This window comes from Hyphomonas pacifica (assembly GCF_000682675.1).
GTDB classification, from domain to species: Bacteria; Pseudomonadota; Alphaproteobacteria; order Caulobacterales; family Hyphomonadaceae; genus Hyphomonas; species Hyphomonas pacifica.
Genome location: NZ_AWFA01000056.1, coordinates 93558 through 113434 on the forward strand (window position 1 = coordinate 93558; position 19877 = coordinate 113434).

A 19877-nucleotide genomic window follows, 5' to 3' on the forward strand; every position below is an offset into this window, starting at 1 on the left:
CTTAGGTCTTGCGCAGGAACTCCCGCAACTTCTCATAATAGCTGGCAATCATGACGCTCGTATCGAAAATGATCGCCATCTCATCTTCTGGCTCATCAATTGCCAGTTCGGCAGCAGCATAAATGACATCCGTAACCAGGCGTGTAATCAGACGGATACGCTCTTCCGGCAGCCCGGGATAAGCTTCCTGCAGTTTTGCAAAGGCTGGTGCCGCATAATGCTCTCGCGAAGCAACCCGCACACCTTTCAGGCGCGGGGTAACGCGAATGACGCGAATAACCCACAGGCCACCCGGGAACGCCTTGCTCTGCTCATTGACACGTGACATCAGCGTCATGAAGCTCTGAACCGTTTCCTCGAAGGAATCCTTCTCCAGTCCGCCCTCTTCAACCCAATTGGTAACGATCTTTTCCTGCGCCGATGTCAGGCGCTCCCCCAACTCGTGAAGAATGGCGTACTTGTTCGGAAAGTACCAATACAGAGCAGGCGGTGTAATTCCAGCATGCTTGCAAATTAGGTTCGTGGACAGACGCTCAAAACCCACCTCACCGAGCAACTCTCCGGTAACTGTAAGTATTTTTTCGAAGGTGATTCGTGCACGGTCTTGTGACGGCGCAACCTTTGCCTCCAATTCGACATCACACGCCTCAGGTTTCCTCTTACCTGAAGCCTTCTTGATACCAGACGACCTCTTTCCAGGCATTCAGCCGACCCTTCCACTAAGCATATCGACCACCTGCTCTACGCACCGAACACGATATGACAATCCGGTTTCAGATATCCGTATCCACTCTCCAGAGTCCACGAGCATCTTGATTACAAGTTCAGTTAATCGCTTGCCAGCCCATCATCCTGGAAGGGCCTAACTCCCTTTCAGACAAACGCCACACGCTGGTGAACGTGGTCAGCAAAATCAGATTCTGGCAAATAAGCAAGCATTGGTGAACATGGGCAATGCAACAGAAATACCCCGTGAAGGCCGCACCACCTCATGGCTCAAGACGCCCCGCTTTACTCCAAACTCTATAAATCAGGCAGCAGGTGCGTCAAAGGTATGCTTGTCCTGCTGGCAAAAGCGCCCGGCAAGCTTGAGCGCAGGGGCGTGAGGCCTAGCCAGCCCCCCCTCCGCGAAACCCGTTTCATTCTCGAATTCGCGAATGAATACAGGATGCCTCCCAAGATAGGCAGTGCCTTTTACCTGCCGCGAGCACTGAAAGAAATAATATCCCAAGTCTTGCGCGAAATGAGAAATGTAATATCGAGGAAACCACAAATATGGCGCATGAAGCGCCCCTAATTTCGGCTTCGCAGGAATTTTATTATGAAGATCGGTGTCCCCAAGGAAATCAAGAACCACGAATACCGCGTCGGCCTTACGCCGGAAAGCGCGCGGGAATTCATCGCCCGTGGCCACAACGTGCTGGTGGAAACCCAGGCCGGTGTCGGCATTGGCGCCAGTGATGAAGACTATGTCGCAATTGGCGCCAAGATAGCTCCCACAGCGGAGGATGTCTTCGCCAACAGCACAATGATCATCAAGGTGAAAGAGCCGCTCGCTGACGAGCGTAAACGTCTTACCCCGGATCATATCCTCTACACCTATCTTCACCTTGCGCCAGACCCCGAACAGACCAAAGATCTCCTTGCTTCCGGTGCCACCTGTATCGCTTATGAAACGGTCACGGACCGTCATGGCGGCCTTCCCCTTCTCAAACCGATGAGCCAGGTTGCCGGCCGCCTCGCCATTCAATGCGGCGCGTCTGCCCTGGAAAAGAATGAAGGCGGTCGCGGCGTTCTGCTAGGCGGCGTGCCCGGCGTACACCCCGGCAATGTGCTCGTCATCGGTGGCGGCGTAGTCGGCTTCAACGCAGCGCAAATGGCCGTTGGCATGCATGCGGAAGTTACCATTCTGGACCGCAACACGGACGTGCTGGACCGTCTGGATGCGCACTTTGAAGGCCGCGCCAAAATCATCTACTCCACAAAGGCGACGCTGGAACAGGCACTGTCCGAAGCTGACCTCGTCGTGGGCGCGGTGCTGGTGCCTGGTGCTGCCGCACCGAAACTGGTCACGCGTGAGATGCTGTCCCTGATGAAGCCAGGCGCGGTGATGGTGGATGTCGCCATCGATCAGGGCGGCTGCTTTGAGACTTCACACGCCACGACGCATGACAACCCGACCTATATTGTCGACGACATTGTGCACTACTGCGTTGCCAACATGCCGGGCGCCGTGGCGCGCACCTCCACCTATGCGCTCAACAATGCAACGCTGATCCATGGGCTGCGCATTGCAGACAAGGGCTGGAAGGCCGCCCTTCAGGCTGATCCGCACCTCGCCGCAGGTCTCAATGTCTGGAATGGCAAGATCACTTGCGCACCCGTGGCCGAAAGCCTCAGCATGGAAATACTGAGCGTGCCGCTGGCCGACGCGCTTACTTGAGGCGTATACTGAGTGAAAGTCAAAAAAGCGGGCGCCGATTGCCCGCTTTTTTATTGGACCAGCCCCACCAGCAGTTTCAGCACGGCAGAATAGTAATCGCCCTGCAAACTCGTATGCTGCAGACTGCGTCCGGTCGCCTTGGCGACTACAGCCATCCCCCCTTCTGAGGGGCCGAAATCCGGCGTGTTGCCGCTATTCACATCAATCCAGGCAGGCACGCTGTGCCCTGCGGACAGGTAGGATTCCCAGAAGGTGACAATCGGTGCCGGCACCTGCAGCCCATCCATTTGCAGATAGACTGGTATACGGATGGCATCATAACCAAACCGTGCCGGCCAGCCATTGGCAGGCTGGACATCGCCTTCGCGGGTCAGTTCGCACCAATCCGTAGGTAGCTGCAGTGGACCGAAAGCAGATTGGGCCAACAGCCACTGGCTGTCTGCAATGATGCGCGTCCAGACCTTGTCCATGCCGCCAGCAGAGAAATCCCGAAAGGCAGGCCAGATGAAATAGGCCGGGTTGAAAATGGTAAGGTCATCATGATCAAAGCCATTAAGGCCAGGCAACAGAATCATCCTGTCCTGCCGCTCTACCACCAGATGCCGGGCAATTGCCTCACGGATCTCGCTGGCGCGCTGCTCGTAGGCCGGCTCATTCCAACGCCGGGCCGCCTGCATCAGCGCCCAGGCAATCAGAATATCTCCATCTGTGGCATTGTTCGGGTCTGCCACGCCCTTTGCCTTGGCCGGGTCATACAGCCAGGCAAACAAATTCACGTCCTGACGTGCCAGATTAGCCTCTGTCCAGTCATGCAGTGTACGAAACGTTTCCTGATCGCCGACCGCCTGGGCAAACAGCAAACCATAGCCTTGGCCTTCGCTATGGCTGATGCCACCATTGCCATTGTCAATAACGCGGCCTTCGCCGTTCACGAACAGGCTTTTGAAGGACGCCCAGTCATCCAGAAAGCTGACAGATGCGTTGACAGGATTGGCATCGACGGTCTCGCCATAGGGCGGCTCGGCCTGGCTGCGTTCACCGCAGGCGGAGATCAGGCTCAACGCCAGCCCCTGCAAAACCATGCGACGATCAAGGCGCATGACGCAGCTCAATAAGTCCGGGTTCGCATTTCGTGATCCAGGTACGCAAGGCATCATTGCCTGACAAGGTGTGGAACCAGGCGGCATAGGCCCCCTGCAACAGGGCGGGCATGATCACATCCCAGGGGATGCCGTCCTCCTGGCCTGCACTGGTCGGCGGGTTCTTGTGCATGATGTCGATGCCGCCATCATCCAGGTCAAAGATCACATGCCCCCAGCCGAGTTCATGCCAAAGTGCGTTGACCGCGCTTTCAATTTCCTCGACGTCGCTCAGCCCGGTCAGCGGGTCCAGTCCGGCAAGCCGGCGACCCACAGATGCCAGGAACATGTCAAGTTGCTCCGGCGTGGCGGTAGAGGTCACCTCTTCCAGAAACAGGGACAGAAGCGTCTCTATACTGACCGCTGTCGCCGTAGCGCGGTTATGTACCTGCACCTGGCTCTTTTTATTGATGAGGATCATTGGAATGCTCCGAAGTTCTGCCGGATTCCGAAGAGGGTCTGGAATTCATTATACTCGCCGAACGTATTCAGGCGCACTTCACCGCCAATGCTTGTGCCCGGCGCCACCTGGAAATAGGTTGACCCGTTCAAGTTGACGCCAAAGCCGGTTTCGCTGCTGCTATCATGATAGGCCTGCACATCTTCGTTCAGGAAGGCCAGATAGCCCACCTCGAACATGGCGGCCGGATCTGTCGGATAAAAGGGTTCGCGGTCCTGCTCAAAGCTCTGATAGCCTGGCGTGATGCTGGCTTTCGCCTCCAGCCTCTCGCGCGTATACGCATAGCGGATCGGGAAACTGACACTCAGGAAGCTCTGTGGGCTGAAATATCCACCATAACCTGAAGTGAAGAGATTGTGGTTGTCATCGAAGGCCTGATAGTTGCCGTTCACGCCGACGGACAGGTCCGAGTACTTACCCTTGTGTGCCAGAAGATAGCCACCCGCATTCAGCTGCATGCCTTTATTATCCTTGACGCTCTCGCCTGCATACTCGGCATAGGATCCTTCCGCATAGAAGCCTGATCCGTCCCGCTCATAGGAGAGCGACACACCGGCTTCCGAGCGCATCACTGCCCCCCAGAACTCTCCTGTCACAGGGTCGGTCGTGCCCGCATAGGACAGGACGCTGTCTGTCACCGGGCGATACTCCACCCAGGCCTTTCCGGTCGTATACTGTCCAAATTTGGGTTCATATGAAATGCCGCCCTGCGCGCGGGTCTTCTGGAATCCCAGTGGTGTCACGCCCACATCCGCGTTCAGATATTCGCCGCGATAGCCAGCTGTCAGTTCGACACCCGCCTCATGCTGCGTGCCGGGGTCTGCCAGAACAGCCTCATACTCGCCGACGATGCCGCGCGCCTGCAGCAGGTCATTGCGGCCAAATTTCAGCTGGCTGTTTTCACCCACTTCGCCGGCATCAATCGACACCGCATGCGCTGCGACGAAGGCACGCCCACCGCCGAAGCCGGTCGAATACTCGACCGTTCCACCCAACTCGTTGAGGGCACTAAGGCCAGACTCGCCTGACCGGTCACGATAGTGCGTACTGACATTGATGCGCGGCCCCGTCTCAGCGTCCAACTCCGCAAGGTCTGCTGCTATGCCGACAAGAACCGGGTCGGCCAGTCCAAACCCGCCTGGATTCTGATTGACAGAAATCGTCTGCATACCCGGCATATCCCTGCCCGGCAGAGTGGATGGGGTCGTCTGTGCCTGACCATAGGCCGGACCGGTAGAAGCCGAGGCCAGTTGCCACGGATTGGCGGACTGGGTGTTGCTGGATACCAAGGCCTTGGTATCAAATGGGTTCGGCGCGGCGGACGCGGCAAACGGATTACCGCCCATGGCGCGATTGGCAAACGGATTGGTGCTGCTGAAGCCACCGCCGCCGACCTCTCCGGTTTGGGCTTGGTACAGCTCCCGGGCCTTTTCAAGATATTTGCGGGCCGCACGGTCGCGTCCGGCCTGCTTCTCCATACGGGCGGCGGCCAAAAAAATCTCGTAATTGTCCGGGTCCAGCGTTTCAAGGTGCTCAAAGGCGGTGCGCGCCAAGTCTGCATCTCCTGCCGCACTGGCTGTGTCGACCAGAACAAGCAGAGCATCCTTATTCTGCGGTTCCTGCTGCAGCACCATCTGTAGCGTTCTCGCTGCCGGTAGGGCCATTCCGCCTGCCTGATAGAGCCGCGCGAGAGACATCAGCACATCCGTATCGCCTGGCGCTGTCTGCCAAGCCGTCTGCAGCACTTCATAGCTTTGCGCGTAATTGCCGACTTCGCGCAGATTATCCGCCTCGATCACCGCCATCATGCGGCGCATGCGCTCCACGATGGCTTGCTTCTCCGGCGAATCCCCCGCGGCTTCAGCCGCGCGCTGGATCGCGCCATAGGAAAAGGCTGTCTGCCCCTCTGATGTCAGGATACGCACTATAGGCTCATAGGCGGCCGGATCAGACAGGCTCTCCTTCATCAAATTCTGCGCCATGGTCACCGCATCGCTGCGGTCCCCTAGGTCATACAGAACGCCGGCAATTTCTGCCTGGCGATAGGCTGGTAGACGGCCTGTAGCGGCAATCTGCTTAAGGCCGGAAACGGCCTGCGCGGTCTTGCCCTGCTTAGCCAGAAGCTGCGCGCGGTCTATCGCCGTCTGCGCTGTCAGGCTGAGGACGAATTCCTGCATTTCCGGCGTGCGGGCAGCATCCGGAATACGCCGAATCAGATCCTGCGCCTCGCCCGGCATGTCCAATTGCTCAGACAACAGCGCAGCGGCGTAAAGATGCTCCGCATCGGTTGACGCCGCCAGTGACGTGACCATTGCGCGCGCTTGCCAGCTATTGCCCTGCCCGTTCAGGAAACGCGCATATTCATACCGAATCCACGGATCATTCGGATAGGATGTCATGCCATCCTGAAACAGTTTCTCGGCCACAACCGTGCGGCCCTGCTGGGACGCATCAATGGCCTCCCGTCGCAGGGCATTCATGCGCAACTGATCGGCAAAGCCCTGCTCCAGGCCCGGCATGCGCAGGGCCGTGCGAGCCGCCTGCGCCGCCTCGCTATAGCGGCCGAGTTCATCCAGAACATCTGACAACAAACCATAGGCAATCGCCTGATCGCCATCACCGGAGCGCACAAGGTTTTCCGAAATCGACAGCGCCGTATCAAGCTCGCGCGCCTCAAGCGCGGCAGATGCCTCACTGACCCGTGCAAAAAAGTCCGCAGACGCATAGGCCTGGTCCCATTTGTCGGAGTGGCCCAGCTTGCGGGCCTGACCCAGCAAGTCTTTTGCCTCGGAAAAATTGTTCCTGCGCAGCTGCACCACGCCCAGCCCGCCCAGCACGTCGGAATCTTTCGGCGACAGGCTGCGGGCCCGGTTGAAGGATGTCTCGGCGAGATCCAGATTGCCTGCTTCGAGCGCCTTGAACCCGGCCGCACGTGCATCGCCTGCCGGATTAGGCTTTGGCGCTGGCATGCTTCTGGCAGGCCCAGGCTTTTTGTCTGTTGTCTGCGGAGCCTCCTGTGTCGTCTTGCTAGCGACCGGAACCGTCAGAACCGTCTTGGCAGCATTGAACTCCAGCGCCTGCTTGGCCACTGCGTTCTGAGGATCGAGCTCCAGCACCCGCTTATAGGTTTCCTTGGCCCGGTTATGCTGGCCACGCGTTTCCCAGTATTTCGCCTGCTGCAAAAGCGTTTCGACGCCAGCGCTTTCCGCAACGGCCTGACCGCCATCCACTTGGGCGGCGATCACACTGGCCAGAGCGAGGGCTGTCAGGTGTGTCGTTTTCATGACTCACTATCCATATCTTGCAGACGACGACGTTCCTGACGTTTCAACAGCGCATAGACGGGCCCGGCAACAATCAGGGCAACGATCACACCACTGAACACCATGAACAATGGGCGACCACTCATCCAGAAGGCAAAGGCCAGCCACCAGGGCAGATCGCTGATCCAGTAACTGGAGCCGATCATGTAACTGGCCATGCCGTCCCCATGTACAATGGACAGGTCGCCCTGAACGTCTGCGATCACATCAATGTCTTCCAGCGCGTAAATCATGCCCGGCAGGCGCGACGTATCGCTGCCCAGTACGGCCACAACGCTGCGCCGTGACGCGAAGGGCGATTCAAACCCGATCATGCCGGTGAACTCATCCGCCGCCATCAGCGTGTCATTAGCCTCAGCGGCCCTGTTGCGTTTACGGGTGGAGGCCATGCTGCCCACGCGATCCATCAGGCTGGAGGCAGGCACATGAATCTGGCCACCTGCGAACGACACAGGTGCCCCGTGGAACAGGTCCTGATCATTGCCCAGACTGACCGGTCCGATGACCAGAATGTCCTCGTCATGCATGCGGTTTGGATTCACCTCGCGCGTCACACGAGCGCGGACAGTAGGTGCCCCAGTCGAATCACCAAAGCGACCCATCAGCACCAGATAGGTCTCAATCGTTGCCGCATCAGCATCACGCGGCATCAGAATGGCTGTCTCCGCCAGATCCGGACGTATCGTGAACGGGTATCCTGCCCCGGCAAAGGGGGCCAGATCCGGCATTTGCATCGCATGATGTGCGCCTGTGAGGTCAATCTGGCTGTCAGCCAGAACACTCACCGCGACATTCGTAGGTATCATGCCCGTACACTCGCTCTTGTCTGCCAGAATGAGGTTGTAGTCGAAGACCAGCTCATTCTGTCCAAACAAATTGTATCGGGGCAGCGTTACTTTTGCCTTACGCTCTTCGGAGACCGTCTGAGCCCCCTTCACAAGGCGGTTGAGCACGCTTTCACCGCCCAGCGGCAGGGTTTCAAGAAAGTTCGAATTCAGCGACACATCCAGCCGCGAGGCTGCCCGGTCCAGCCATGGCGCAGCAGGATAGCGATACGCCATATCCACTTTGCCGCCTGTGCCTGGCCAGAAGAGCAGGTCTGGCGACACCCGGAATTGCGCACTCAGCGGACCCGGCGGCAGGCCGCGGGCCTCAAGGGAATATGGCTCGCTGATCTCTGAAAGCGGAACCTTGCGGTCAGTCGGCAGCCAGCGCGGCGCACCATAACGCTCAAACGCCGGCACGCGGAAATCCTTCATGGAAATGTCCTGGCCGCCCACGAAGCCGCTGGCAAAGGCGAGACCTGCGGCCGCCTGTTTCAGTTCCGCATCGGTCCGCCCCATGATCAGCAGAAGCTGGCCAAACTCGTCTGCCGGGTTCGGCACGATCGCCACTTCCGGGCCAGTCACCTGGCGCTCAATGCCTGGTACACGATCTTGTGCGTCCAGGAACACAACTGCATTGCCTTCCGGCAACACACCACTTTGCGGCGTGAAGCGGAATCCGCGATAGCTAGCCAAACTGCCTAGCCAGGAGGCAATCGTTCCGGCAGCCTCCAGTTCGCCATCACTCGGTCGCGCCGCCATCACGAAAGGCAGGTTCAGCGGCATGGAATCATGCTCGTCAAAGAAAGGCGCCGGCAGCTTTCGAAGATCCGGCGGGAATTTTAATTGCTGCACCGTCACATCCAGGAAAGTGCGTTCATTCGAAATATTCATCCAAAGGGAGGAGTGGAATGGATCTTCGCAATCGGCGGCATAGTGGCCCAGAAAGCGGAAGTTCAGCTGGTTCGCCCCCGGAAGGAATAGGGCCGGTTCAATCTCCAGCTCCAGCGTCGTGCCATCTGCGCCATCCGGCAACAGCTTCACTGTCTGAATCACTTCCCCGTTCAGCATCACCACCAACTGGCTGAGATCCCCCAGCAGAGCCGGAGAATACGCCATGTTGACCGTGACAGATGCCTTTGTGGCCACTTCGTCAGCCCGCATGCCGAACGGGATGCCAATCTCCGCGCGCGTGCCTTGCAATCTAATGGGAGAGCGGATCGACAGGTCTTCCAGCGTCATGCGGCTCTGGCGCATGCCTGCGCCCAGATCCTGGCTGACCGGGCCGGAGCGCAGTGGCGGCGCTTCCTGTGCGAAGGATGGTGTTAGCGCCCCCGCCAGCACACAAAGCGCGGCAATGGCGGTCAAAGTTACAGGCACCCGGCCCAGGGATGGGCCAAGAATGCGTTTAAAGGTCACGGCATCAACTCCCACGATATCCTTGATTGAGCGCATCCCCGAAACCGGTTCCCGGGGGGCGCTCGGCTGCCAGGCATCGGCGCGTCCCATCACGGCACGGACGAGTTGGCGCGAATACAGCTGGTCCAGCGGCTCAAACCGCAGACGCAGAATGCCGCCATCAGTCCGAATGGCTTCAACCGGAACCGTCAGCGTGTCATCGCCCATCGGAATGGAGATGCTGTTGATCGTGTGTCCGGTCAGGTCCATGCCTTCCGGCAGGCGGACAGCCACACCGCCCATGGAAAAGTTGATCGTGGAACAATCGAAAACATATCCGTCATCCCGGTACAGGGTGGCCTGCAATGTCTGGTCGATCCGAATGTGTTCACGCACCTGGCGTGTCTCACGCGCAACCGACACAGCCGCCAGCAGGATAATCAGGCTGAACGTGGCCCAGCCGATATTCAACAGCAGCGTGCCAATCGGCATGCTGCCCGGCTCAGAAAAGATCAGCAGACGGCCGGTTCCGAAAACAATGCCAAATATCATCAGGCCGATGGTCACCATGTGCGGCTTGACGGCATCCAGGTCAAAATAGGTTTTGTCCAGCAGGTCACCCTTGTCGGTCACATTGAACTTGCCCTTGCGTGGCTGGAGCAGGGTCAGCACGGTCGGCTTTACCAGATGGAAGGCCAGCAGGGTTTCGTAAATCTCTCCCCAGAATGGACGGCGGTCTCCGCCCTGCGTACGTTCACTAGAAAGGGTAGAGATATAGAGATGCGGCACGGCATAGGCGAAGATCAACGCGGCAGAGGCGTGGATGATGTTCTGCCCAGCAATCAAATAGGCCAGCGGGGCGGTCAGGAAGACAATGCGCGGCAGCGGAAACTGGAAGTGCAACATCGCATTCAAATAACAAAGCCGCTGTGGCAATTTCAGCCCCTTGCCAAACAGCGGATTATCAATGCGGAAAATCTGCGTCATGCCCCGTGCCCAGCGAATGCGCTGTCCGATGTGCAGGATTAGACGCTCGGTCGCGAGGCCCGCAGACAGGCGCGCAGAGATATAGGCCGTATTCCAGCCCATTCGCTGCAGTTTCAACGCAGTATGCGCATCTTCCGTGACGGTTTCCCCGGCAAATCCGTTGGTCTGCATCAGGGCTTCCCGGCGAATGATCGCGCAGGAGCCGCAGAAAAAGGTCGCGTTCCAAAGGTCGTTCCCGCTCTGCACGGGGCCATAGAACAGGTCACCCTCCCCTGGCAAATCCTCGACACTACCAAGGTTACGCTGGACCGGATCAGGCGAATAGAAATGGTGCGGTGTCTGCAACAGGGCGAGCTTCGGGTCTCTCTGGAACCAGCCAATTGTCAGCTGCAAGAAAGCGCGCGTTGGCACATGGTCACAATCGAACACGACGATCAGGTCGCCGTCAGTCTTCTTCATGGCGGCGTTCAGATTGCCGGCCTTGGCATGCTTGTTGTCCGTGCGCGTCAAATACCCGCAATTGGCCTCGCGGGCGAATTCACGGAATTCCTCGCGGCGGCCATCATCCAGGATGAAGACGCGGTAGCGGTCTGCCGGATAGTCCATGTCCATCGCGGCAAACACCGTATTGCGGACAATATCCAGGCTTTCATTATAGGTCGGGATATAGACATCCACCGTTGGCCATTCCGACGGCTCCCCTTTCATCTCCACGACCGGGCGATGCAGTGGCCAGCTAGTCTGGATCAGGCCCAGCAGCATGATCAACCAGGCATACAGCTCTGCCAGGTAGAGACCGGTGCCCAGCACAAACTCCACCGGTGTGCCAAATTCAAGCGTGTGGGTTGTACGCCACCAGATATACCGTGTGGACACCAACAGTGCGATGCCTGCCAGCACCAGTGTACCACGGCGGGATTTGGTGCGGCTTACAATAAAGGCCGCGAGCATGACGCCCAGGCCAAAGATCCATTGATCCCTGAAATCCAGCGGCACGGAAATGACCATGACAGCCAGAAAGGCAACCAGCATCCAGACTGGAAGCATCATCACCTTGCGGAGAAATCCGAAGGAATTTCCCATGATCAGACCGCCCGCCGCGTAGCCGTGTCTGCGCCTTCAGTGCTGACCCCCGGCTCACCCTTCAGATGTGCCTCAATCATATTGGTCAGTGCTGTAACATCCCGCAGCACAACGCTTTGCGGCGCGAATTTCTCCAGCACCTCAAACTGTGCCAGCGCCTCATTGACGGCTTCATCCCGGCGGACAATTCCGAAATATTGCTCGCCCAGCAGTTCAGCCAGAAACCGGCGGCAATGTCGCGAAAGCTTGTACTGCTCATCCACGCGGTTGAGTACGACGCCAAAATTCTGCAGCTCCCGGATTGATTGCCCTTCATCCAGAAGAGTCAGACTGGTCAGGTCCGCCGGACTTGGTTCCAGCACACACAGATTGAAATCCGCAAACCGGCTTATCTCATGGCGTAGTTCCAGATTGGAAGAGGAAATGTCGAAAATGAACAATTGGCTTGTGTCGCCGCCGGAAAAATCCTGAACCAGTTGTTCCGCTGCCATCCGGCTGCCATAGCCTTTTACCAGACGCACGCCCCCGATCACCGGGGCATCAGCTTCAGCGCCCTGCCATGGCTGGATCGTCTGTGAAGGCACCATTCCGAAGTGCAGTTTCAACGTATCCTGGCGAGTATAGTCTATCAGGGTGACCGGACGACCACGGCCCGCGAATGACATCGCCAGCCGCGCCGCGATCAGCGTTGTACCGCTACCGCCCTTCGGAGAGTGTACTGAAATTACGGTCATGATTTTGCCTGTCCGAGTTTGCCGAGAAACCGTCGAAGATCGACGGCTTCAGTCTGGGCTCGCCCCGGTTCATTCGCGGGTGATGGCTGCGGCGCCGAATACTGCCCAAGAAAACTGCCCGCCGGTTTGGCCGACTGGGGCGCACGACGTGCCTGTGCCGCAGGTCGGCGCGGTTCAGGCGCTCGCGGCGCCTCTTCCCGGCGTTCGCCCTTGCCGGAAATCCGTTCGTCCTTGAGCAGCGCCTCGAACACGGGCCACAACTCCATATCCGTATAGGGATCTTCGAACTGCTTGTATCGAAAATCTTGACGACTCAACTTCTCCAGCAAAGCGCGTGCATCGTTTCTCATAGCCCATTACCACTGTTATCATTAAGCATTTGGGTACCACAACTACGCTTAACGCAGCGTTACGTCCCAACAGGCTGAGCACAGATAATCGGCCCATGTGATGGTTAACAGAGTTCTGAATACGGTTTATCTGTATAAGGATAAGATAATATTTTGTTAAGCATGACTAATAAGGCGTTACAGAAGGTCACAAGTCATCAGAGCCTTGCATCGACAGCATACCACCTGACACAAAAATGGCCGTCCTTCCTGAAATATTCAGGAAAAACAGCCTCTTACATGGTTAACTAAAGGCAAGCGACTTTTTGCGAAGACACCGCCGTCCCGTAGAAAAATCCACCTTTTGTTATTCCTCCATTGCCTTGAGATACATAGAGTTTTTAGGCTTGGAGAAGACACGCTCCACCATGGGCACGAAAAACTCCAGCGGTTCGCTCTTATACTCCGGATCAAATGCAGTTTGATCATATAAATGGCAGAACTGCGCGCAATATTCATAATGCGGACTGTCCTTGAATTTCTCCCTCAAGTTCCGGTCGAGACCCAGATGGTGGAAGAAATAATACCCCTGAAACGCGCCATGATTGGCCACCATCCAGTGGTTTGCCTCTGAGACGAAAGGCTTCAGGATCGCGGCGGCAACGTCCGGGTGGTTATAGCTTCCCAACGTATCACCAATGTCATGAAGCAGCGCACAGACGACATATTCCTCATCCCGGCCATCCCGGTGCGCACGTGTCGCTGTCTGCAGGGAGTGCTCCAGCCGGTCGATCGGAAAGCCGCCAAAATCTCCATCCAGCAGGCGCAAATGGTCCAGCACCCGCTTGGCAAGCCCCTTGTTGAAGGCCTTGGAATTCGCCGCGATGATGTCCCAGTCTTCCTTCGTGCCCTCCAGCATTTCGCGGAATTTGGCGCGTTCGCCCATATCGTGCCCGTCGGCCATGTTTACCTCCCTTATATCTTTTGCTCAGAATACACAGGCCAGCGCGGTGACACAAACAGAAACGCCCCCGGCCATTTGGTCCGGGGGCGCCTTTTGCCTTGCCGTGTCCTGCCTAGTCCCACAGGGAGCCAAGCATCAGCCCGGCCCGCCAGTCTTCCCTATGGGGCACATAGGCCGGCCCACAGTGCGGACAGGCATGCTTGTGCAGACGGTCTGCCAGCGTCCAGCTGGACTCGCCTGTACGCACACCGGCCCCTTCCAGTAGGCCGACCAGGTGACGCAGATGCGGCTCCTCCACATCGGCATTCCGGGCCAGCTTTGCCTCTGCCAGCCGCCAGCCAGCCGGATCCTGACGCAGGGCCAGAGCAACCGGCGGACGGCCCCCTTCGCGTACGGCATAGACCGCCATACGCCCCAGGGAGAGATCGGCCGCGAAGTCCCGCAGGCAATTGTGGAACTCCAATGCGATCTCAGCCAGTGCCTTGCGGGTACGAACCGGATGGAACGCTGCCGGCAGACGCGGCGGCGCGAGCACAAAGCCGAACTCGGCCGGCTGCAGGGCTTCCGCCGCCATGTCGAACAGGCGGACAGACGTCGCCGCCCGTTGCCAGCGCTTGACCAGGTGAGGTCCATGCCCCGCCCCATGAATTCTCCGGGCCAGAGCATAGGCATCCGCCAGGTCTTCCGCTGCCTCCTTGCGCTCCGGAAGGCGGCCGATGATGCCTGGCACCCGTAACGCAGACGGAAGGGCCTGCATCAGGGTCAGCTGATCTGCTTCAATCTGCGGCATGTGCCGCAACACTGTGACGGCTTCCGGATCGGCAAACAGGGCCAGAAAGGCATCATACGCGTCTTCCTGCCACAGCGCTTCACCGAGACGTCCGAGCGCCTTCATCAGGCCACCCGGCGCCTCACCGCGCATCAGAATGCGGGCAAGGTCAGCGTCGCGGGCACGCTCCACCGCGTGCACAACGTCCAGCTCCATACCGCCGGGATCAGTCCAGCGCCGTTGCAAAAGGATCGCTGCCGCATGACGCCGCGCCGTCGGCAAGGCAAAGAAGCCGGCATGTGGCGCAGGCCAGAGATGGGCAACCCGGCCCGCATGCGGCCCGGCAATGAACACCAGCAAAGGCGTTGGTGCGGGGGCCTTGCCACGAGACAAGACACCCGCGCGGGTCATGAGCGTGCCCATGATCCACCTCCTTTCACTTGATCCGGAAACAGATTTTCCTTTTCCCGGACCATGAAACTTCAGAATCATCTCAGTATCAGGAGGCGACCGGCCATAGCGCGGGCGCCGCTGACAACGCCCCCCGCCTTTGCGAGGAGCTGTGTGTGTCTCTACAACTCTGCATCATCTCATCTTGTCTCGCTTGCCTGACAGGCCATCCGTCAGCGGATAGCCTGTCAAGTCCATTTTACTGGCAGGCACAGGCCGTCACATTCTGCAACGGCCAGGCCTTATCAGCCCTTCACGCACACAACCTGTTTCAGGGTGTGAACCACTTCCACAAGATCTGTCTGCGCGGCCATGACGCTGTCGATATCCTTATAGGCCATGGGCGTCTCATCGATCACGCCCTTGTCCTTCCGGCATTCGACACCTTCGGTCGCCGCAAGGTGATCCTCGACAGAGAACCGCCGTTTGGCTTCACCCCGGCTCATGGCCCGCCCTGCCCCATGGGAGCAGGAGCAGAAAGAGTCTGCATGTCCCTTCCCGCGAACAATGAAGGATTTCGCCCCCATTGATCCCGGAATGATGCCCAGTTCATCCTTCCCGGCGCGCACGGCGCCCTTCCGGGTAACCCAGACATCGGACCCAAAATGGTGTTCCCGCTCCACATAATTGTGGTGGCAATTCACCGCTTCCTTCTCCAGCGCAAAGGCCGGAAAATGCTCACGCAGGGTAAACAGTACACGGTCCATCATCACCTCGCGGTTCAGGCGGGCATAATCCTGCGCCCAGCTGACCGCTTCGGTGTAATCGTCGAACAATGCCTCTCCTTCCACGAAGAAGGCGAGATCCTTGTCCGGCACATGATAGCTCAGCACACGTTTCTCCAGGGCCTCGCGTGCTTCCTGAATGAAATAGGTTCCGAGGATGTTCCCCGTCCCGCGAGAGCCGGAATGAAGCATCACCCAGACGCGGTCCGCTTCATCCAGACACAGCTCGATGAAGTGGTTTCCGCCGCCCAACGTGCCCAACTGCTTGGCAAATGCCGTGCGCTGAATACGCCGATGCTTCTTCAGGATCACATCCAGTCTGTCCGCCAGGCCAGAGGCCTTCAGGGCCGTTGCCGCGCGCGCCGGAGCTTCCTTGTGGTTGCCACCGCGCCCATTGCCAACCGGCACCTTGCGCTCGATCTCGCTACGGATGGCCGACAGGCTATCCGGCAGATCTTTCGCCGTCAGGCTAGTGCGGATTGCCATCATCCCGCACCCAATATCGACCCCGACAGCGGCAGGAATGATCGCGCCCCGCGTGGGGATGACCGAGCCAACCGTCGCGCCGCGGCCATAATGCACATCCGGCATCACGGCCAAATGGCTGTGAATGAACGGCAAACCCGCCACATTCTCCAGCTGGGTGCGCGCTTGCGCTTCCAGAGGCACACCCTTGACCCAGGCCTTGATGCGCCCGCCAGCGCTGGTTTCTATCACTTCAAAATCGCTCATTGTTCCTTAGTCTGCTCTTTTCTCAGACTCCTCCTGACAAGCCCTCCACGCGTTTCCATCGGGTTCGAAAGACATAAAAAAAACCCTCCGGGCGTAAACGCGCGGAGGGCGGCATAAGACCGGTTGCCCAGCCCCGGACTGACACTCAGCCCTATCCACTCACCTCCATGCAGCAGCCCTCGCTACCGGGTAGCCGGTTACGATTTGCGCTTTGAAAGTTTGGTTCTGGCCGTTTCATCGGTCCGTCCTCTGAGTGGATTGAGGCCGCCATATGACGGAGGGCGCGGGCAGCGTCAACCCCAAAGATAAAAAAATCCCCGGACACATATGATCCGGGGACTGATATGCAAAATCATGTTTCCTTGTATCACAAGGCTCTGGGCCTAGTTTTTGACACGGCCTGTCTCATCAAACCGCACCCGAAAATCTTCCAAGGTCAGCGTGTAGTCATCCTCGTCATGGAACGCCTCATCGCTCAGATGCGGCTTCTCGGCGGCCTTGTACCAGGTGGCGTACTCTGCCGTGTCGCGGCTGTCCTTGCGATAATAGGTCGAATAGGTGTCCACTGTCAGAATCGGGACCTCGGCCCCGAAGTCAAAGCTCATCAGGCGCATCCAGCCATCGCCGATGCCGACCGGCCAGGCAGATTTCACGCCGGCTTGGATGGCCGTCTGACCCCGGTCCTGATAGTCGGCCAGCACCTGCCACACCTTGTGGCCATGGGCATTCTCGTCGACCCGCCAGGCTTGGCCATGCTCATGCCCGCATAGAACAAGAAAGATCTGGTCCTGCTGGCTGATCAGCTTCTCCCATACCATTTCCGGGCTGTTGTTCAGCGGATCCACAGCATGGCCATCCACAATCGGGTTCGGCAGGCGCTCGCCCTCTTTGGTCATATAGTCATGCGTGGAAATGATGGTCGGCAGGCCCTTATACTGCGCGATGACGTCGGCGGCCCATTCCAGAGACGCGTTCGGCGGATCGAATTGCAGGCCGATATGCAGGAAGCGATAGCCGCCCGCCTCGAAGATCTGCGCGCTGTCGGCGCCGCCATCATGGCTGGCCACATACCAGGGCTTGTCCTTGAAGAAATCGGTTTCTGCACCAAACACGGTGCGGAAATTGTCCAGCCCACCTGGATGCAGAACGCCGAGAGACGTTTTCAAATCGGTAGGGTCAATATCAGCCGGGCCCTTGGCCGAGGGCGGAAATTTCGAATCGGTCCACATCGCGTCATAGTCATGATTGCCCGGCACGACGGAGAACGGCGTCTTGCCGGCGATCAGGCTGAAGCCCTCATGCGCCTTCGGCATCTCTACCGTCTTTACCTTTTCGGTCGGCGCGAAATGGGAATCCATGATCGGGTTCGGGACGGCCTTGAAGCCGCGCGCCGCGTGCTCCGGGTCCATGGCCTTGGTCTGATGCTGCCACACATCGCCCAGCGAAGAAACGAAGGCGATCTCGCCGCCGGCGCTTTCCAGATTGTCGGCGACATATTGCATCTGTTCCAGGAACATCTCGCTCGCCTCGAACGGAAAACCCTCGGCTTTCTGGTGCGTATAATCGAGATAGTTCTGAGTATCGGGCAGCACGGCGATGGTGAAATAGGTGTCGGTCGGGTCCGCCGGCTTTGTAACCGGCTCAACAAGACGTACCGATTCGCTCTCCACCACGGCAATCTGGGCAGACTCTGCCGCAGGCTGATTCGTACAGGCCGCCATCAAGGCAAATAGGCCAGCCAAAGCCGTGGCCGGTGCGGCCGGGAAACGAGGCAACAGGAATGTCATGGGGCAGATCTCCGGAAAGGACTCACAAACACAGGATGTGAGGCCCGCCTAGCGCACCAGCATGACAGTTTCTTTCGGCCTCCCCTGCTGACGCGGCGACAGCGCAAACAAAAAGCCCCGGACGGGTTACGTCCGGGGCTCTTGATATCTTTCAGGTCCGAAGAGCCGTGAAGACTTAGTCTTCCATCGCGTCGAGTTCGGCCTCATGGCGGGCCTTGTCAGCGGCGCCCTTGGCGCTCTCGTCACGATCGACCAGTTCCAGAACGGCAACCGGTGCATTGTCGCCATGGCGGAAGCCGGCTTTCAGCACGCGGGTATAGCCGCCATTGCGGTCCTTGTAGCGCTCGCCCATGACGTCGAACAGCTTGCGGACAGCGTCCTCATTGCGAACCTGAGCGATCGCCTGACGGCGAGCAGGCAGGTCGCCCTTTTTGGCGAGCGTCACGAGCCGGTCCATGATCGGAGCCATTTCCTTCGCTTTCGGAAGGGTGGTCACGATCTGCTCGTGCTCGATCAGGCTGGCAGCCATGTTCGCGAACATCGCCTTGCGGTGCGACGTCGTCTTGTTCAGTTTGCGGTATCCATGGCGATGGCGCATTGTCGTTATCCTTCAGGAGGTGGTCAGGCCCCCGTTAAAGCGGGTCCTATAGGTGGTCGTCGTACTTCTTGGCAAGACCTTCGATGTCTTCCGGCGGCCAATCCGGCACTTCCATGCCGAGGTGCAGGCCAAGACCGGCGAGAACTTCCTTGATCTCGTTCAGAGACTTGCGGCCGAAGTTCGGCGTGCGCAGCATCTCTGCTTCGGATTTCTGGATCAGGTCGCCAATATAAACAATGTTGTCGTTCTTCAGGCAGTTCGCCGAACGAACGGACAGTTCGAGTTCGTCGACCTTCTTGAGCAGGACCGGGTTGAAGCCGAGATCGGTTTCTTCGGTTTGCTGGCTCGTTTCGAGGGTCGGCTCTTCGAAATTGATGAACAGCTGAAGCTGGTCCTGCAGGATACGTGCGGCATAGGCCACAGCGTCTTCCGGCGTGACGGAGCCGTCTGTCTCAATGTCGAGCGTCAGTTTGTCATAGTCCAGAACGGTCCCTTCGCGGGTGTCCTCGACCAGGTAGCCAACGCGGCGCACCGGGCTGTAGATCGCGTCGATCGGAATATAGCCGATCGGGGCGTCTTCCGGACGGTGGGCTTCAGCAGGCTGGTAGCCTTTGCCGGTTGCGATGGTGAATTCCATGCGGACTTCGGCGCCATCGTCGAGCGTACAGATCACGTGATCCGGGTTCAGGATCTTCGTGTCGCCGGAGGTCTCGATCTGGCCGGCCTTCACTTCGCCCGGGCCTTTTGCCTTCAGCACCATGCGCTTAGGCGTGTCGCTCTCCATGAAGATCGCGACCTGCTTCAGGTTCAGCACGATGGTCGTCACATCTTCCCGCACACCCTGGATGGCGGAGAATTCGTGCACGACATTATCAATCTGGACGCCGATAATGGCAGCACCCTGGAGCGACGACAGAAGCACGCGGCGCAGCGCGTTGCCCAGCGTCGTGCCATAGCCACGCTCAAGGGGCTCGATGACGAGCTTGGCCTTCCGCTTGGCATCATATCCTGCCTGAACCACGGGGCGGTTCGGGCGGATCAGCACTTTCCAGTTGCGGTCATTGACGGCGGTGGATTCGATGTCAGCCATGGGCGACGGGTCCTCAGAATGCATTTGGCGGCGCTTGATTGC

Annotated in this window: 14 protein-coding genes; 1 reads left to right on the forward strand and 13 read right to left on the reverse strand. The window is 58.5% G+C overall.

Annotated elements, in window-relative coordinates:
* Position 1 precedes the first annotated feature (1 nt).
* On the reverse strand, positions 2-703 hold the full coding sequence (locus HY2_RS14230; RefSeq protein WP_034828779.1) for a TetR/AcrR family transcriptional regulator: 702 nt from the start codon (positions 701-703) through the stop codon (positions 2-4).
* A 618-nt stretch (positions 704-1321) separates the two neighbouring features.
* Between HY2_RS14230 and ald the strand changes: the two genes are divergently transcribed.
* Positions 1322-2443 carry an alanine dehydrogenase gene (gene ald / locus HY2_RS14240; protein WP_034828781.1) on the forward strand — a complete coding sequence of 374 codons (1122 nt, stop codon included), beginning with the start codon at positions 1322-1324 and terminating at the stop codon, positions 2441-2443.
* Positions 2444-2493: 50 nt separating this feature from the next.
* Here ald and HY2_RS14245 read toward each other — a convergent pair whose 3' ends face one another.
* From HY2_RS14245 to HY2_RS14300, 12 genes are all read right to left on the reverse strand, one after another.
* A complete protein-coding gene (locus HY2_RS14245) occupies positions 2494-3543 on the reverse strand; it encodes a family 8 glycosyl hydrolase (RefSeq protein ID WP_034828782.1) in 1050 nt (349 codons plus the stop codon).
* Positions 3533-4003, reverse strand: coding sequence for a cellulose biosynthesis protein BcsD (bcsD, locus tag HY2_RS14250; protein ID WP_051595074.1), 471 nt, complete (start codon positions 4001-4003; stop codon positions 3533-3535). Before bcsD ends, HY2_RS14245 begins: the two co-directional genes overlap by 11 nt.
* Positions 4000-7326 (reverse strand): cellulose synthase subunit BcsC-related outer membrane protein, encoded by a 3327-nt coding sequence (locus HY2_RS14255; RefSeq protein ID WP_034828783.1) that lies wholly within the window; start codon positions 7324-7326, stop codon positions 4000-4002. The genes bcsD and HY2_RS14255 overlap by 4 nt, the downstream gene beginning before the upstream one ends.
* Positions 7323-11657 (reverse strand): UDP-forming cellulose synthase catalytic subunit, encoded by a 4335-nt coding sequence (gene bcsA / locus HY2_RS14260; RefSeq protein WP_081815078.1) that lies wholly within the window; start codon positions 11655-11657, stop codon positions 7323-7325. The genes HY2_RS14255 and bcsA overlap by 4 nt, the downstream gene beginning before the upstream one ends.
* Before the next feature lie 2 nt (positions 11658-11659).
* Positions 11660-12391, reverse strand: coding sequence for a cellulose synthase operon protein YhjQ/BcsQ (locus HY2_RS14265; RefSeq protein ID WP_051595075.1), 732 nt, complete (start codon positions 12389-12391; stop codon positions 11660-11662).
* Positions 12388-12741, reverse strand: a complete 354-nt coding sequence (locus HY2_RS14270; protein WP_034828785.1) for a hypothetical protein — start codon at positions 12739-12741, stop codon at positions 12388-12390. The genes HY2_RS14265 and HY2_RS14270 overlap by 4 nt, the downstream gene beginning before the upstream one ends.
* Before the next feature lie 346 nt (positions 12742-13087).
* Positions 13088-13684: an HD domain-containing protein gene (locus HY2_RS14275; protein WP_034828787.1), complete on the reverse strand. Its 597-nt coding sequence runs from the start codon at positions 13682-13684 to the stop codon at positions 13088-13090.
* Between the two features lie 112 nt (positions 13685-13796).
* Complete coding sequence (locus HY2_RS14280) at positions 13797-14876, reverse strand: hypothetical protein (protein ID WP_034828789.1); 1080 nt, start codon at positions 14874-14876, stop codon at positions 13797-13799.
* 272 nt (positions 14877-15148) lie between these two features.
* Complete coding sequence (locus HY2_RS14285; RefSeq protein ID WP_034828791.1) at positions 15149-16360, reverse strand: RtcB family protein; 1212 nt, start codon at positions 16358-16360, stop codon at positions 15149-15151.
* Between the two features lie 383 nt (positions 16361-16743).
* Complete coding sequence (locus HY2_RS14290; RefSeq protein ID WP_206741040.1) at positions 16744-18147, reverse strand: metallophosphoesterase family protein; 1404 nt, start codon at positions 18145-18147, stop codon at positions 16744-16746.
* 175 nt (positions 18148-18322) lie between these two features.
* Positions 18323-18745 (reverse strand): 50S ribosomal protein L17, encoded by a 423-nt coding sequence (gene rplQ / locus HY2_RS14295; protein WP_034828792.1) that lies wholly within the window; start codon positions 18743-18745, stop codon positions 18323-18325.
* Between the two features lie 46 nt (positions 18746-18791).
* Positions 18792-19835, reverse strand: a complete 1044-nt coding sequence (locus HY2_RS14300; protein ID WP_034797027.1) for a DNA-directed RNA polymerase subunit alpha — start codon at positions 19833-19835, stop codon at positions 18792-18794.
* Positions 19836-19877: the final 42 nt, after the last annotated feature.